The sequence below is a fragment of the Mammaliicoccus sp. O-M54 genome, from assembly GCF_022386035.1.
Classification (GTDB): domain Bacteria; phylum Bacillota; class Bacilli; order Staphylococcales; family Staphylococcaceae; genus Mammaliicoccus; species Mammaliicoccus sciuri_A.
In genome coordinates, this window is the sequence record NZ_JAJNJE010000001.1 from 218,154 (window position 1) to 234,955 (window position 16,802).

Consider the following 16,802-nt stretch of genomic DNA (forward strand, 5'->3'; position numbering starts at 1 on the left):
GAGGATCATGAGCGAAAATTTAAATTTAGTTTCATCGACACAAGAAATTATTGGTGAAGCCCTTAATAAATTAGGTTTTGACGAGGGAATGTACGATTTAATTAAAGAACCAATGAGATTATTAACAGTGCGTATACCTGTTAGAATGGATGACGGTTCTGTTAAGACATTTACTGGTTATCGTGCACAACATAATGATGCAGTTGGACCAACTAAAGGTGGGGTTCGTTTCCACCCAGATGTTGATGTCGAAGAAGTAACAGCATTATCTATGTGGATGACGTTAAAATGTGGAATTGTAGATTTACCATATGGTGGTGGTAAAGGTGGTATTGTCTGTGACCCAAGACAAATGAGTATTCATGAAGTAGAAAGATTATCTCGTGGATATGTTCGTGCTATTTCTCAAATAGTAGGTCCTACAAAAGACATTCCAGCACCAGACGTATTTACAAACTCACAAATTATGGCTTGGATGATGGATGAATATAGTCAAATGGATGAATTCAATTCTCCAGGATTTATTACTGGTAAACCTATTGTTTTAGGTGGTTCTCAAGGTAGAGATCGTTCTACTGCATTAGGTGTTGTTATTGCAATTGAAGAAGCAGCTAAGAGACGTGGAAAAACAATCGAAGGTTCAAGAGTCGTTATTCAAGGATTTGGTAACGCAGGAAGCTTTTTAGCGAAATTCTTATATGATCAAGGCGCTAAAATTGTAGGTATTTCAGATGCTTACGGTGCACTTCATGATCCTGAAGGTTTAGATATCGATTATTTATTAGATCGTCGTGATAGCTTCGGAACAGTTACAAATCTATTTGATGACACAATTTCTAATAAAGAATTATTTGAAATTGATTGTGATATCCTTGTTCCAGCAGCGATTTCAAATCAAATTACAGAAGAAAATGCTAATGATATTAAAGCTGAAATTGTAGTAGAAGCAGCAAATGGTCCAACTACAATGGCAGCAACTAAAATATTAAGTGAGCGTGGCGTTCTTCTTGTACCAGACGTACTAGCTAGTGCTGGTGGCGTAACAGTATCATACTTCGAGTGGGTACAAAATAACCAAGGTTATTACTGGACTGAAGAAGAAGTAAATGAAAAACTACGTGAAAAATTAGTTAAAGCTTTTGATACAATTTACAATTTATCAGAAAACAGAAAAATAGATATGAGATTAGCAGCTTATATTGTAGGTATTAAACGTACAGCTGAAGCGGCTAGATATAGAGGTTGGGCATAAGCCTTAACCAATAAAAAACACACCATTTTGAATGGTGTGTTTTTTTGATTATATGAGTTCTTTAGCGACATTAATTTGATGTTGTACGGACTCTTGACCTGTTGAACCATAACTTTTTCTACGGTTTAAACAGTTTTCAGGTTTTAAGTAATCATATACATTTTCTTGTATACGTTCGTTATAAGATTGATATTGTTCTAATGGCACATCTAATAAATATTTGCCATTTTGAATGCACCATAAGACGATTTTACCTACGATCTCATGTGCTTCTCTAAAAGGTATATTTTGTTCTACTAAATAATCAGCTAGCTCAGTAGCATTAGAAAAATCTTTATGGACTGTTTCGTTTAAACGCTCTTTATTCACTTGCATAGTAGATATCATACCTTCGAAAATACGTAATGAGCCTTTAATCGTATGAATGGCATCAAACAGACCTTCTTTATCTTCTTGCATATCTTTATTATATGCTAATGGCAAGCCTTTTAAAGTAACGAGCATACTCATTAAATGACCCGTTGTTCGGCCTACTTTTCCTCTAATCAATTCTGCCATATCAGGATTTTTCTTCTGTGGCATAATCGATGATCCAGTAGAGAAACTATCTGATAATGTAACGAATTTAGCTTCATCAGTAGACCAGAAAATAATTTCTTCTGCAAATCTCGAAAGGTGAACCATCGTTAATGAAATATTATGCAATGTTTCAACGATATAATCACGGTCACTAACTGCATCAAGACTATTTTCATATAAACTACTAAAGTTTAAAAGTTCTTGTGTACGATGTCTATCAATAGGGTGCGTTGTACCGCTTAAAGCTGCAGCACCTAGTGGACTGATGTCGATTCTTTTTAAACTATCATTAAATCTCGATTTATCACGCTCTAACATCCAGAAATAAGTCATGATATGATGCGCGAAAGAAATAGGTTGCGCTCTTTGTAAGTGCGTGTAACCGGGCATGATAGTATGCACATGTTCATCAGCAATAACAAGAATTGATTTTTGAAGAGACTCTATAAGTGTGAGAATCTCTTGAACATGTTGTTTTGTATAAAGGTGCATATCCGTTGCAACTTGGTCATTTCTACTTCTACCAGTATGCAATTTACCGCCAACTTGACCAATCTTCTGAATTAAAGCATGTTCAATATTTAAATGAATATCTTCTAGTGATTCAGAAAGATCAAGATTACCGTTATAATAGTCGGCTTGAATATCTTTTAAACCTTGAATAATTTGATTTGCTTCTTCTGTTTTGATGATATTTTGCTCCGCTAACATTGTTGCATGTGCAATACTACCTTGAATATCTTGATCAATTAAATTTTTATCAAAATGGATAGATGCATTAAATGCATCTACCCATGATTCAGGGTTAGACTCGAATCTTCCACCCCATGCTTTTTTTGTCATTTTAAAACACCCTCTGTTTCTAATAATGCTTTAACCTTAGTAGGTAAACCGAAGATTTCAATGAATCCAACAGCTGCTTCTTGGTTAAATGCGTCTTCTTTAGTATACGTAGCAAGTGCTTCATTGTATAAACTAAATGGAGATTTACGTCCATTAACGATTACATTTCCTTTAAATAGTTTAACACGAACTGTACCTGTTACTTGAGTTTGTGTAGAATCGATAAATTGTTTTAAGCTATCTGTTAATGGAGAGAACCATAATCCATTATAGATTTGTTCAGCTAATTGTTTTTCGATTACTGGTTTAAAGTGTGCAACGTCTTTAGTTAAAGTAATCGTCTCTAATGCTTTATGTGCTTCCATTATAACCTTTGCACCTGGTGTTTCATATACTTCACGTGATTTAATACCAACTAAACGGTTTTCTACGTGATCGATTCTACCGATACCGTGTAAACCAGCAATTTCATTAAGTTGTAAGATTAATTCATCTAACGGATATGATTTATTATTGATTGAAATAGGTAAACCTTTTTCAAATACAATTTCAAGTTCTTCTGGTGTATCAGGTGTTTCTTCAATTGGTTTCGTTAAATCATATGCATCTTCTGGTGGTGTCGCAAATGGATCTTCAAGAATACCACACTCATTACTACGACCCCATAAATTTTGGTCAATTGAATATGGAGAATCTAGATTGATAGGAATTGGAATGTTATGTTTTTTAGCATAATCAATTTCCTCCTCACGACTCCAAGACCATTCACGTACTGGCGCTAATACTTCAATATGAGGTGCTAATGCTTTAATAGCTACTTCAAAACGTACTTGGTCATTCCCTTTACCAGTACAGCCATGTGCTATTGCAATCGCATCTTCTTCTTGCGCGATTTCAACTAATTTCTTAGAGATAAGTGGTCTACTTAATGCAGAAACAAGTGGATAACTTCCTTCATACATTGTATTCCCTTTAATTGCATATCCAACAAAATCTTCACTGAATTCTTTAGTTGCATCTATTACATATGATTTTTCTGCACCCATATCATATGCTTTTTGTTTTACTAGTTCTAAATCTTTACCTTCACCAACATCTAGGCAACATGCAATTACTGTATATCCTTTTTCAATTAGCCATTTTACTGCAACACTCGTATCTAATCCACCTGAGTATGCCAATACAACTTTGTTAGTCATTAAAAAAACCTCGCTTTTGTATTAATATTTAATATCTTGTATATTTAATCGATAAACATACAATATCATATTAGGAATGAATGTTCAATAGTTATTTTAAATATTTATGCACTTAAAAGTATATCGTTGCATTTCGATTGAAAGCCTATGAAAACTAGAGTAAAATAAAGACGTTGTTGAAATTAAATATAGATTACATAGGAGGATATTATGTCACATATTCAATTTGATTATAAAAAAGCTTTAACATTTTTTGGTGAACATGAGTTAGAACAATCACGTGATCTAGTAAAAAATATACATCATGTTATACATGAAAAGACTGGAGCAGGTAGCGACTTTTTAGGATGGGTTGACCTTCCTGTAGATTATGACAAAGAAGAGTTCGATAGAATTCTAGCTGCTTCTAAACGTATCAAAGAACAATCTGAAGTATTACTTGTTATTGGTATTGGTGGTTCATATTTAGGTGCTCGTGCAGCAGTTGAAATGTTAAATTCTACATTTGCTAATTATGAAAAAGGTGAAAATCCTCAAATTATATTTGTAGGTCATCATTTATCATCGTCTTATGTACATGATTTAATTGAGTATATAGATGGTAAAGATTTCTCTATTAACGTTATTTCTAAATCAGGTACAACGACTGAACCTGCAGTAGCATTTAGAATCTTCAAGAAAATTTTAGAAGAAAAATACGGTAAAGAAGAAGCTAAAAACCGTATATTTGCTACAACTGATAAAGAAAAAGGTGCTTTAAAAGATTTAGCGACTGGTGAAGGATACGAAACATTTGTCGTACCAGATGATGTCGGTGGTAGATATTCAGTATTAACAGCAGTTGGATTATTACCAATCGCAGCAAGTGGTATTGATATTCAAGATATGATGAAAGGTGCTGCAGCTGCACGTGAAGATTTATCATCTTCAGAACTTGATGACAATATTGCATATCAATATGCAGCAATTCGTAATATCTTATATGCAAAAGGATATTCAACAGAAATGTTAATCAACTACGAACCAGCTTTGCAATACTTCAGTGAATGGTGGAAACAGTTATTCGGTGAATCTGAAGGTAAAGACTTCAAAGGTATTTATCCTTCAAGTGCTAACTTCACTTCTGACTTACATTCACTTGGTCAATATGTACAAGAAGGCCGTCGTTTCTTATTTGAAACAGTTGTAAAAGTTGAAAATCCTAAACATGATATTACAATTGAAGAAGATAAAGACGATTTAGACGGTTTAAACTTCTTAGCAGGTGAAACAGTTGACTTCGTTAATACGAAAGCATTCCAAGGAACATTATTAGCACATACAGATGGTGGCGTACCAAACTTAGTTGTTAAAGTTCCTCAATTAGATGCATATACATTCGGTTATGTTGTATACTTCTTCGAATTAGCATGTGCAATGAGTGGTTATATGTTAGGTGTGAATCCATTTAATCAACCAGGTGTTGAAGCATACAAACAAAATATGTTCGCATTACTTGGTAAACCAGGATTCGAAGACTTGAAAAAAGAATTAGAAGATAGACTATAATATGAAACGTATTTTAGAAAAAAGTCCCCAAATTTAATTTGGAGGACTTTTTTTATTTTGGATTTGAATTTTTTGAAGAAATGAGTGGTATTTTATGAAAATACGTAAAAATTTATTTTTAGCTTATATTGATGCATTGCAAAATAGGATAGATGTGTTACCTGAAAATGTAGATGAACAATACCAAGTCACAAAACAAGGGTACGAAGGTGAAAAAGCATTCGCTCAAATACTTGAAAGTTATGGAGCAGAATGGTGGCTATATGATTTGCAAATTAAAAATTATAACCATATTCAATTTGATTTTGTAGTCATAACAGACGATGCCATCATTCAATTTGAAATTAAAAATTATACAGGTGACTATTATTTTGATCAGCACAAACTATTTAGAAGTACAGGTTTTGTATCTAAAGATCTTATTAATCAATATGAAGTCGCTCAAGAAGGCTTAAAAAGAATCGTTGAGAAATATAAATTAAAACGCAAAGTAGAAAGCTATGTTGTTTTTATACATCCAACATTCACGTTACATGGTGATTTACGATCTCGAATGAACATTATTTTAAAAAGTGAGATACATAAAATAAAAGACATGGTATCACAAAACTTTAAATATGAAGAAAATAAATGGATATACTGCAAACTAAAAAGCCTACACGAACCATTTTTAAATACAAATCAAATACCAAATTTGAATATAGACTATAAAGATTTAAAAAGAGGCGTACGATGTACAAACTGTCGAAAGTTGATTCGAGTAGATGAATTATTTAATAAACGAAAATATTTAAAATGTCACCATTGTAAGAAAGAATTGAATAGAGCGAATATTATTATTCAATCATTAGAAGAATTATATTTATTAAAAGGCGCACCATTTTCAGTAAAAGAAGCAGAAATGTGGACGGGTGTCTACAGAAGTTCCATAAAGAGAATCCTATATAAGTACTTTATCAGAAGCGGTAATAGAAAAAGTACTAAATATGGACCGTTAAAAAAATTTACCGGTCCAGAAACGAGAAATATGGACCGATAAAAATAATTACCGGTCTAGAAATGAGAAATATGGACCGATAAAAATAATTATCGGTCCATAACCATTGATTCTCCATACCAACAATCTCCTTATCTCCATAAACTAAATTCCTTCTCATTCCTAAAGATACGACTTTTGTATGATGTCAATTTACTTTTCTATTTACACATTTATCGGTATAATTAATCTAAATTTAAGAAGGAAGTTGCGTTACATGTTAATACAAGATTTAATGAATTGGTTCAGTGAAGAGAATATTACTGAATTAATTGAAACGTTTAGATCGTTCGGGATATTCATAGCATTTTTATTACCTTTTATTGAGGCATTCTTACCGTTTTTGCCGATTATTCTCTTTGTTATTGCTAATGTAAATGCTTATGGATTATTGCTAGGTTTTATCATTACATGGGCTGGTACTGTTTCGGGAAGTTATATTGTCTTTTTAATCTTTAGATTAATTTCTAAAAAGCCTTTTATGAAAAGGATTATTGAACAGCCTAGAGTTGTAAGATTTATTCAGTGGATTGATGAACATGGGTTTGGACCACTGTTTATTTTGTTATGCTTTCCATTTACACCAGGTGCTTTAGTTAATATGGTTAGTGCGTTTTCAAATATTAGTAAACAAGTCTATTTAATTGCGTTAATTTTATCAAAAGCCATTATGATATTTACGTTAAGTTTCATCGGTGCCGATATAAATTCCTTTTTTGCAAGTCCTAAAAAGAGTATAATAGTAGTCGTGATTATATTTATACTCTGGCTAGTTGGAAAAGGCTTAGAAAAATATTTTGATAAACGCTTAAAAAATAGGAGTCAAAAATGAAAAAAATATTCGAATGGATAATTGCAATTATTATTGCGTTAGTATTATTATTTGCTGTAAGAACATTTTTATTCATCGGTTATGTTGTAGACGGAGACTCAATGAAACCAACTTTTCATGATAATGATAGAGTAATTGTTAATAAACTTGTTAAAAATTTTGGACAAATTAATAACGGTGATGTTATCGTATTTCATGCGAATAAAAATGCTGATTATATTAAAAGAGTTATCGGGTTACCAGGCGACACAGTTGAAATGAAAAACAACAAACTGTATATTAATGGTACTCATGTAAATGAGCGTTATTTAAATGATGATATAAAAACTGATGACTTCAGTACAAGAACAATTCAAGGCTCTAAAAGTGATGTTATTCCTAACGGTGAATATTTAGTATTAGGTGACAATCGTAGCAATAGCAGAGACTCAAGAGAAATTGGATTTGTACATGAAGATGATATCGTCGGTACTGTGAATTTAAGATATTATCCATTTAATCAAATAGATGTGAATTTTGATAAATAATAATAATGAGGTGGCATTTTTGAAAAAAGAGATATTTGAATGGGTTGTGGCGATTGCAGTAGCAGTTGTATGTGTGTTATTGATACAAAAATTCTTATTTGTAACATATACAGTTTCTGGTGATTCCATGTACCCAACTTTAAAAAATAGTGAAAAAGTAATCGTCAATAAAATTGGTTATAAAGTAGGGGATATTGATAACGGAGATGTTATTGTATTCCACGCAAACGCAAATGATGATTATGTAAAACGTGTTATCGGTAAACCTGGTGACACAGTAAAATATGAAAACGACCAATTATATGTAAATGGTAAAAAAGTACCTGAAGAATACTTGAAAGCAAACAAAGCGAATAAGTCTCGTGATTTATTAACAGAGAACTTTGAAGTCAAAGATTTAGTGAATTCAAATGGAGTTAATAAAATTCCTAAAGATGAATATTTAGTCTTAGGAGATAACCGTGAAGTGAGTAAAGATGGCCGTTCATTTGGTTTGATTGATAAAGATGTCATTGTTGGTGAAGTTGCATTAAGATTCTGGCCAATTAATCAATTCCATTATAATTTTGACCCATCTACAAATTAATATAAAAGTTCTGTAACACCTTACTTTGAAATTAAGTGAGGTGTTCTTTTTATGTTAAAATAAATGAATAAGAGAACGTAAGGGAGGTAGAAATAAATGCAATTAAATGTATGGATTGGACGAAGTGGGACCGGGAAAACGAATCAAATGCTTAACCAAATGACTGAAGCTATGATTCAAGATCCATTAGGAGACCCAATTATATTTTTGACACCAACTCAAAATACCTTCCAATATGAACAAGCATTTGTTAAAAATCCTAATTTAAAAGGAAGTATACGTACTTCAGTATTCGGATTTGAAAGGTTAAGTTGGAGGGTTTTAAGTGATGAAGGCGGTCTTGTTGAACAACAAATTTCAGATGAAGCGTTAGAAATGCTTACATATCACTTATTACATACACATAAAAAACAATTAAATTTATATCAGTCTACCATTCAACATTATGGGTTTAGTCATAAAATGATGAATGAGATTAAAGACTTCAAGAAATATAATGTAAGTCCTGATGATTTATCACATTATATTGAACATAACGAAGCCATTCCTAAAAGAATGAAAGATAAACTTAGTGATATCGAAACAATATATAAAGCGTTAGAAGATCAATTAAACGGCCGCTATGTACAAGCAGAAGATGTCTTGTATAAATTAATTGAGAAAATACCAAACTCAGACTACATCAAACAAGCAGATATTTATATTGACGGTTTTCATAACTTTTCAACACTCGAATATCGCGTTATTGAAGCATTAGTTAAATATAGTAAGTCGGTTACAATCGGTTTAACGACAGATGGAGACAAAGATCCATTTAGCTTATTTAGAAAAACATCGGAATCTCTCAATCACGTTGAAGACATTGCGGATGCATTACAAATTAAGATTAATTATACGCACTTTAAGACAACAGAAAGATTCAATAATCAAAAAGTATTAAAGCATTTGGAAAGTCAATTTGACGCATTACTTCCGAATACCATTGATAGTGAAGATTTAAAAATTATAGAAACATCCAATATGAGAGATGAAGTGCAATACGTTGCGAGAGAGATATTAAGACGTTCGAGAGAAGAACATCTATCTTACAAAGACATCGCGATACTTTATCGTGATCCAGGTTATGAGCAGTTGATTGAAACGGTATTACCGCATTTTAATATTGCGTATAATCATGATGCGAAAAAGAAAATGGCATATCATCCGTTCATTGAATGTTTACGGTCTATGTTAGAAGTCATTCAAACTGGATGGAGATTTGAACCTGTCATGCGCATGTTGAAGACAGGCATCTTAACAAGCCATATCCCAAATGCGCCATATTTAATTGATATATTAGAAAACTATGCATTTGAAAGAGGGATATCTGGTAAGAGATGGACGAATCCAGAATTTTTCACAGTTGAATCATTTGAAAAACTCGGTAAAAAATCTTTAAGAAAAGAAGAAGATACATTTATAGAAGAAGATAGAAAAACAGTGCAAAGTGTCATCGACTTGAAAGATTATGTTGTGAATCGTATTGAAAAATTGAACGAAGCTTTAGCGGATAGTCAAACAGTGGAAGACTTTACGAGTCGATTATATGGCGTTATCGAACAATTTGATTTACCTACGCACTTAATGACGATGCGCGATGAATTAGAAATAAAGCATCAGTTTGAAGAAGCGGAAGAAATTGACCAAGTATGGGAAGGGACAATTCGTATATTTGATGACATCGTAGAAGTGTTAGGTGATGTAAAGCTTTCTTTAAATGAATACATCGAAATATTGGATAGAGGATTGGATGAATTAGAATTCTCAATGATTCCGCAAACACTAGATGAAGTAACAGTCGGTAATATGGATTTAGCCAAAGTGGATAATAAAGAAATTGTATTCTTGCTTGGTATGAATGACGGTGTTTTACCGAAAGTATCTAATCAAATGTTGTTATTAACAGACGATGAGAAGAAAGAATTAGCAGCATCGAGCGGTTTAGAATTAAGTCCGACGAGTGATATTTTACAGATGGATGAAGCGTTTGTATGTTATATTGCGATGACGCGTGCTAAGAAAGAAGTTGTATTCACGTATAGTTTAATGTCCGATGGCGGAGAAATTAGAGAAAAGAGTCCATTTATCAATACGATTCAATCTCTATTTACAAACCTCGAAGTTCAATCATTAAAATCAAGTATAGAACACAATCCTATTCAACTATTAGAACATGAACATCAAAGTCAAATGCATATATTTGAACATTTAAATGATTGGATGAATGATGAGATTGTTAATGATATATGGTTAGATGCGTATCATGCTTCATTAGATATTCATCATTTAGACCATACTGTTCAATTTTTAACATCAGCTTTAACGTATAAAAATGATACAGTCCAATTGAATACAGACGTATCTGAATCACTATATGGTCAGAAAATAAACGCCAGTGTATCAAGGTTTGAAACATATAATCAATGTCCATTTAAACATTACGTTTCACACGGTTTAAAATTAAACGAACGTACGAAATATCAAATTCAAAGTGTCGATATCGGTAATATATTCCATCAAACATTGAAATATATTTCAGATGAAGTAAATGGAGACTTTAGCAAATTATCAGCAAAAGCCATGACTAAACTCATAAACGAAGCTATCGATGAAAGCTTACCTAAAATTCAATTTGATGTCCTACATCGTACTGCACATTATAGATATTTAAAATTACGCATCCAAAACATTTTGAAATCTACATTAGAAGCAATGAAGTATCAAACAAGTCATTCAAAATTCAAAGCTTATCAATTTGAATTAAACTTTGGTGCAACATCTAAACATCAATTAAAAACGACACCTTTAGCAACGAAACGAAAAATTCCAATTAATATTAGAGGTCAAATTGATAGATTGGATGTATATAAAGGTAAAGATAAAGATTATGTGTCTATTATTGATTATAAGTCATCAGTGACAAGCTTAGATTTAACTAAAGTAATGTATGGCATGCAAATGCAAATGTTTACGTATTTAGATGTCGTACTACAAAATAAAGCTTTGTTAAATCTACAAGATAACGTATCACCTGGTGCATTATTGTATTTCCATGTGCATGAACCTGAAATTAAAGCAACAAGTTGGGGAGAAATTCCAGAAGTAGATGATATTTATCAACAAACCATTGAAAAATTCAAAATGGACGGCTATGTAAATAGAAATCCTGAAGTAGTCGATGCACTTGATGATAAATTGATAGATCAATTAAAATCTGACATGATCCCTGTTACGAAAAAGAAAAATGGTGAATTAAATAGTTATAGTAAAGCTTTAGATGAAGAACTATTTTTCAAATTAATGAATAAAAATAGAGAAAACTTTGTTGAAACAGCTACACAAATTATGGATGGGCATACAGAAGTTTCGCCTATGCGCTATCAAAAGCGGTTACCTTGCCAATTTTGTGAATTTAAATCAGTTTGTCACATCGATCCTATAACTGATACAGAGCAATATAGAGAAATCGAACATACTTTAACGAAAGATGAAATCATCGATATGTTGAGAGAGGAGGCGGAAGAATGACATTGCCAGAAAAGCCGATAGATGCACAGTGGACGGATGATCAGTGGAAAGCGATATATAGCGAAGGGAAAGATATCCTTGTAGCAGCTGCAGCGGGAAGCGGTAAGACAGCTGTACTAGTTGAGCGTATTATTCAAAAAATCATGCGTAACAAACAAGACGTCAATAGGCTGCTTGTAGTTACCTTCACTAACGCAAGTGCGAGAGAAATGAAAGCAAGGGTCAATGCTGCAATTCAAAAAGAGAGTATTAAATATCCTGAAGATGAACATTTGAAGTCACAAAGAATTAAAATTCATCAAGCTCAAATTTCTACACTTCATAGCTTTTGTTTAACATTAATTAAATCACATTATGACACAATTGATATTGACCCAAACTTTAGAACTGCAAATGAAGTTGAGAGTATTGTCTTATTAGAACAGGCGATAGATGATGTGTTAGAAAGCTATTATGAAAAGAATGAACAGACATTTTTAGAAATCGTTGAGCATTTATCCAATGACCGTTCTGACGAGCCTTTAAGAGCATTATTGAACCGTTTGTATCGATTTAGTATTGCACATGCAGATCCTTTCGCGTGGTTAAATGAATTGGATCAACCATATGAACAAATTGATGAAAATCATGCTTATTTTAAAATGTTTGACCAACTTATTTATCGTAAATTAGATAGTGCTAAAAATGCTTTGTATCAGTCAATTGATTGCTACCAGCATTTAAATGAAGTCGATAAACATGTGAAGTATTTAGAAGGTGAACGCATATGGTTAGAGCGCGTATTTGAAGGTAGTAAGCCACTTGATCAAATACATTTAGATATGGCAGCAAAAAAATTACCGACAAATAGTGCAAAGATTAAGTCTGAAAATGAAGGATCAGAGCAATTACTGGTTCTAGGTAAAGACTATCATACAGCTTATATTGACCACTTAAAAGAACTGACTGAAGGTTATCTTAGTAGAAGTAGAGAAGATTTAATTCAAGATATGAAAGATATGGGACCAAGAGTGAAAGTGATTGCGGATATCACTAAAGATGTTATTCAATATTTCCAATCGCTCAAACAACAAAAAAGAATTATTGATTTCTCTGATTATGAACATTTAGCTTTAGAAATTTTGACAGATGATGATGGTAATCCTTCAGAAATTGCATTGCAATATCGAGATTACTTTGATGAAATTTTAGTAGATGAATATCAAGATACTAATAGAGTACAAGAAGCTATTATCAGTTGTATTAAACGTGGAGAAGAGCATAATGGTAACTTATTTATGGTTGGTGATGTGAAACAATCCATCTATAAATTTAGACAAGCTGAGCCAGAATTATTTATAGAAAAATATAAACGATTTAATGATCCGGAAATAGCATCAGGTGAAGTAATCGATTTATCTAAGAACTTTCGATCTAGAAAAGAAGTACTCGATAATACGAATTTTATCTTTTCACATATGATGGATGAAGTTGTAGGTGAAATTGAATATAACGATGAAGCTAAATTGTATTACGGTGCAGATTATGATTCACAACATACGCCACTAGAAATGGATATTATCGTCCAAGATTCATTTGAAGTAGAAGATAATAATCTTATTGAAGCAAAGGCTATTGTAGATAAAGTGCAATATATATTAGATAACAAACGCGTATTTGATCGAAAAACGCAAAGTTATCGACCAGCAACATTCAAAGACATTGTGATTCTTGAGAGAAGTTATAGTAATGCGATGCACATGCAACAACAATTTAAAGAAGCGAATATTCCGTTTTATGTAGAATCGAAAAAAGGCTACTTCGAACAAAATGAAATTAGATTGATGCTTTCATTTTTACGAGTAATAGATAACCCGCTGCAAGATAAATATTTAGTTGGTGTTATGCGTTCGATAGCATTTCAATTTAAAGAAGATGAACTTGCTGAAATTAGAAATAAAGCGCCTCAAGAAATTTACTATATAGATTCTATTCATAAATATATGTCAAATCCAGAAGCGGATGCAGCGTTAGTAGAAAAGCTTAATCAATTTTTAACGCAATTGAAAGACTATCAAGCATATAGTAAGTCTGTCCCGGTATGGCAACTGTTGGATAAATTGTATAATGACTATTACTTAATTTCTTACTTTAGTGGCCTTACTGGTGGTGTTCAAAGAAGACAGAACTTATACGGCTTATTAAATAAAGCTATACAATTTGAAGCATCAAGTTTAAGAGGTATTTTCCAATTTATTAGATTTATCGATGAATTAATCGATCGTGGACAAGATTTCGGACAAGAAAGTGTTATAGGGCCAAATGATGATGTTGTACGTATGATGACGATTCATAGTAGTAAAGGTCTGGAATTTCCGTTTGTTATTTATTCAGGTATTACACGCGAATTTAACCGTACTGAATTGAGAGAGCATGTTATCTTAAATAACCGATATGGACTAGCTTTAACATATTTCAATATTGAAAAAGAAGTCTCATTCCCTACATTAGCATCTATTATATTTAAAAATATCAATGAAACAGAAATGATTTCTGAAGAAATGAGATTGATTTATGTCGCATTAACGAGAGCTAAAGAGGGATTATATCTTATTGGTCGTGTTAAAGGTGATAAAGCACTCGAAAAAATTGGTCTCGTAAGTGCAGATCAAGATGAAATAATTGAATCTGAATATAGAGTGAAGGCGAAATCACCATTTGATCTTATCTCTTCAGTTCTAGCTAAATCGAAAGATAATGGTTTATCACACTCAATGCCATTTAAGTCTGAACGAAGTGAATCTTTTAATATCAATATCATACGTGACGAAGAACAAGATGAAGAACAAGATATCTCATACGAGAAACCAACGTTAGATACACTTATGAAATATAAACCTTCTGAGAAGAAGGATGAAATCTATAATCAGATGGTGTACAAATATCCGGATGAACAACTGTTAAATATTGCAGCAAAACAATCTGTTTCTGAAATTAAACGTCAGCGAGAAACTGAAGAAGCGGGTACGGATTATCAAATTGTGAGACAATATCAACTCGGTACTAAATCATATGACAGACCTAAGTTTATGACTAAACAAAAAAGACAAAGTGCCGAAATTGGTACTTTGATGCATGCAGTCATGCAACACCTTCCTTTAAAACAAGGAGGTTTATCTTTAGAAGATTTACAAAATCTTGTACACGAGTTGATGGATAAAGAAATACTACCTGATGACGCTATGCAAGATTTAGATTTATCATTAATAGAAGTGTTTACACAATCTGATTTATATAAAAGGTTAGTCAATGCTGATAAAGTCATGAGAGAGGTACCTTTTGTAGTTGGTCAAGATGATATCGATCAAGGTTTATCTTTCGATGTTTCTGAAAAAGATAATAAACCGATTATTCAAGGGATGATAGATTGTATTTTTATTGAAGGAGATAAAGTATCATTTATAGATTATAAAACAGATGCATTTATCGTTCGTAGAGGTAAAACAAAAGAAGAAGTAGCAGAAACGATGAAACAAAAATATGACGTTCAAATGCGTTATTATCAAAATACATTGGAAACAATATTGAAGAAACCAGTTGAAGGTTATTTATACTTCTTTCAATATGGAACGAAACACATCAAGGAGAATCATTAATGGCAAAACAAAGAATATTTAGTATTGATGCATTAAGAGGGTTTAGTTTACTAGGTATATTACTTATGAATATTTTAACCTTTGCATATCCATATCAAATCATCAATCCGTTTGAGTTTTTTCAACATCAAGATGGTGCATGGTTTAAAATCAGTTCATTATTTATAATTGCTTCATTTTATCCAATATTTGCATTTCTATTTGGTTATGGTTTGTCCATCATGTATCAAAATAGTTTGGATAAGGGATTAAACTATTATCCAATGATTACAAGAAGATTACTATTTTTATTACTGCTAGGTATCATTCATGGCGTATTCATTTTTTATGGTGACATTTTATCTACATATGCATTGCTAGGTTTAATTGCAATCATATTTGTGCGCTTAAAACCACAATATACATTAGTTGCACTATCAATAGGAATCGGCATATTTGTACTGTTATATTTACTGCCAATGATTTTATTAAAAGATGTCACACAAATAGAAAGCTTCGTAGGATTACAAGAATTAGAAAGAGTTAATAATATATTATCAAGTGCTGATTATGTATCGATTATTGGCTTTAATTTGAAATATTTTGGTATGAATATTGCAAACGCCATTCTAGTAGGACCATTTTCTATTTTACCGATTATGCTATTCGGTATTTATGCTCATCAAATTAATTGGTTTAACAAAATTAAACAACATAAAAATCTATATATGGTGATAGGCGTTGTTGTATTAATTTTAGGTTTAGCGATTAAAATGATTCAAATCGTGTTAGAAGGTTCAGTAACATCACAATTAATGAGTCAGATGATTGGTGGTCCAATTGTTGCATTGAGCTATATTATGTTCTTCGTCATATTATGTGAAGATCAAACAGCTCGAAAAATTTTAACGCCATTACAATCAATCGGAAAACTAAGCTTAACGACTTATATTATGCAAAGTGTAATTTGTATTTTCATATTCTATGGTGTTGGTTTTAATTTCTATGGTAAGTTACCTGTCTTAACCATTTATATCATAGGTATTGTTATTTATTGCGTACAACTTATCGTGAGTTATCTGTATTTAATGAAATTTAAACAAGGACCATTGGAAAAATTATGGAGAAAAGTAACATATTTAAAATAATCGTTTGAAAAGCATGCGATTTATCTAAAAATTCGGTATAATCGAAATTAAGAATAAGAAGGAGTTGACAG

Annotated in this window: 11 protein-coding genes; 9 read left to right on the forward strand and 2 right to left on the reverse strand. The window is 32.0% G+C overall.

From position 1 onward, the window contains the following. Positions 1-7: 7 nt before the first annotated feature. Complete coding sequence (locus LQ673_RS01240; RefSeq protein ID WP_025904703.1) at positions 8-1,252, forward strand: Glu/Leu/Phe/Val family dehydrogenase; 1,245 nt, start codon at positions 8-10, stop codon at positions 1,250-1,252. A gap of 48 nt (positions 1,253-1,300) precedes the next feature. Here the strand turns inward: LQ673_RS01240 and argH are convergent, their stop codons facing one another. Beyond that, complete coding sequence (argH, locus tag LQ673_RS01245) at positions 1,301-2,674, reverse strand: argininosuccinate lyase (RefSeq protein ID WP_191835731.1); 1,374 nt, start codon at positions 2,672-2,674, stop codon at positions 1,301-1,303. Continuing rightward, a complete protein-coding gene (locus LQ673_RS01250) occupies positions 2,671-3,873 on the reverse strand; it encodes an argininosuccinate synthase (protein ID WP_025904705.1) in 1,203 nt (400 codons plus the stop codon). The genes argH and LQ673_RS01250 overlap by 4 nt, the downstream gene beginning before the upstream one ends. Before the next feature lie 210 nt (positions 3,874-4,083). On the opposite strand from LQ673_RS01250, the gene LQ673_RS01255 reads away from it, so the two are divergent. The 8 genes from LQ673_RS01255 to LQ673_RS01290 all read left to right on the forward strand — a co-directional run bounded on the left by LQ673_RS01255 (position 4,084) and on the right by LQ673_RS01290 (position 16,731). After that, the gene (locus LQ673_RS01255) at positions 4,084-5,421 is read left to right on the forward strand and encodes a glucose-6-phosphate isomerase (protein WP_037588854.1); all 1,338 of its coding nucleotides are present in this window, start codon (positions 4,084-4,086) and stop codon (positions 5,419-5,421) included. 94 nt (positions 5,422-5,515) lie between these two features. Next, positions 5,516-6,460: a nuclease-related domain-containing protein gene (locus LQ673_RS01260; protein WP_191835732.1), complete on the forward strand. Its 945-nt coding sequence runs from the start codon at positions 5,516-5,518 to the stop codon at positions 6,458-6,460. A gap of 214 nt (positions 6,461-6,674) precedes the next feature. Then, positions 6,675-7,289 carry a TVP38/TMEM64 family protein gene (locus tag LQ673_RS01265; protein ID WP_126477203.1) on the forward strand — a complete coding sequence of 205 codons (615 nt, stop codon included), beginning with the start codon at positions 6,675-6,677 and terminating at the stop codon, positions 7,287-7,289. Next, on the forward strand, positions 7,286-7,816 hold the full coding sequence (gene lepB / locus LQ673_RS01270; RefSeq protein WP_103361877.1) for a signal peptidase I: 531 nt from the start codon (positions 7,286-7,288) through the stop codon (positions 7,814-7,816). The genes LQ673_RS01265 and lepB (LQ673_RS01270) overlap by 4 nt, the downstream gene beginning before the upstream one ends. A gap of 19 nt (positions 7,817-7,835) precedes the next feature. Next, positions 7,836-8,402, forward strand: a complete 567-nt coding sequence (lepB, locus tag LQ673_RS01275; RefSeq protein ID WP_119651065.1) for a signal peptidase I — start codon at positions 7,836-7,838, stop codon at positions 8,400-8,402. A 96-nt stretch (positions 8,403-8,498) separates the two neighbouring features. Next, on the forward strand, positions 8,499-11,969 hold the full coding sequence (addB, locus tag LQ673_RS01280) for a helicase-exonuclease AddAB subunit AddB (RefSeq protein WP_191835733.1): 3,471 nt from the start codon (positions 8,499-8,501) through the stop codon (positions 11,967-11,969). Next, complete coding sequence (addA, locus tag LQ673_RS01285) at positions 11,966-15,604, forward strand: helicase-exonuclease AddAB subunit AddA (RefSeq protein WP_191835734.1); 3,639 nt, start codon at positions 11,966-11,968, stop codon at positions 15,602-15,604. The genes addB and addA overlap by 4 nt, the downstream gene beginning before the upstream one ends. Continuing rightward, positions 15,604-16,731 carry a DUF418 domain-containing protein gene (locus LQ673_RS01290; protein WP_191835735.1) on the forward strand — a complete coding sequence of 376 codons (1,128 nt, stop codon included), beginning with the start codon at positions 15,604-15,606 and terminating at the stop codon, positions 16,729-16,731. The genes addA and LQ673_RS01290 overlap by 1 nt, the downstream gene beginning before the upstream one ends. Positions 16,732-16,802: the final 71 nt, after the last annotated feature.

What these genes read in the sequence shown, in the direction of transcription:
- LQ673_RS01240 (WP_025904703.1), top strand. Translation starts at nt 8, where the DNA reads ATGAGCGAAAATTTAAATTTAGTTTCATCGACACAAGAAATTATTGGT.
- argH (WP_191835731.1), bottom strand. Translation starts at nt 2,674, where the DNA reads ATGACAAAAAAAGCATGGGGTGGAAGATTCGAGTCTAACCCTGAATCA.
- LQ673_RS01250 (WP_025904705.1), bottom strand. Translation starts at nt 3,873, where the DNA reads ATGACTAACAAAGTTGTATTGGCATACTCAGGTGGATTAGATACGAGT.
- LQ673_RS01255 (WP_037588854.1), top strand. Translation starts at nt 4,084, where the DNA reads ATGTCACATATTCAATTTGATTATAAAAAAGCTTTAACATTTTTTGGT.
- LQ673_RS01260 (WP_191835732.1), top strand. Translation starts at nt 5,516, where the DNA reads ATGAAAATACGTAAAAATTTATTTTTAGCTTATATTGATGCATTGCAA.
- LQ673_RS01265 (WP_126477203.1), top strand. Translation starts at nt 6,675, where the DNA reads ATGTTAATACAAGATTTAATGAATTGGTTCAGTGAAGAGAATATTACT.
- lepB (WP_103361877.1), top strand. Translation starts at nt 7,286, where the DNA reads ATGAAAAAAATATTCGAATGGATAATTGCAATTATTATTGCGTTAGTA.
- addB (WP_191835733.1), top strand. Translation starts at nt 8,499, where the DNA reads ATGCAATTAAATGTATGGATTGGACGAAGTGGGACCGGGAAAACGAAT.
- addA (WP_191835734.1), top strand. Translation starts at nt 11,966, where the DNA reads ATGACATTGCCAGAAAAGCCGATAGATGCACAGTGGACGGATGATCAG.
- LQ673_RS01290 (WP_191835735.1), top strand. Translation starts at nt 15,604, where the DNA reads ATGGCAAAACAAAGAATATTTAGTATTGATGCATTAAGAGGGTTTAGT.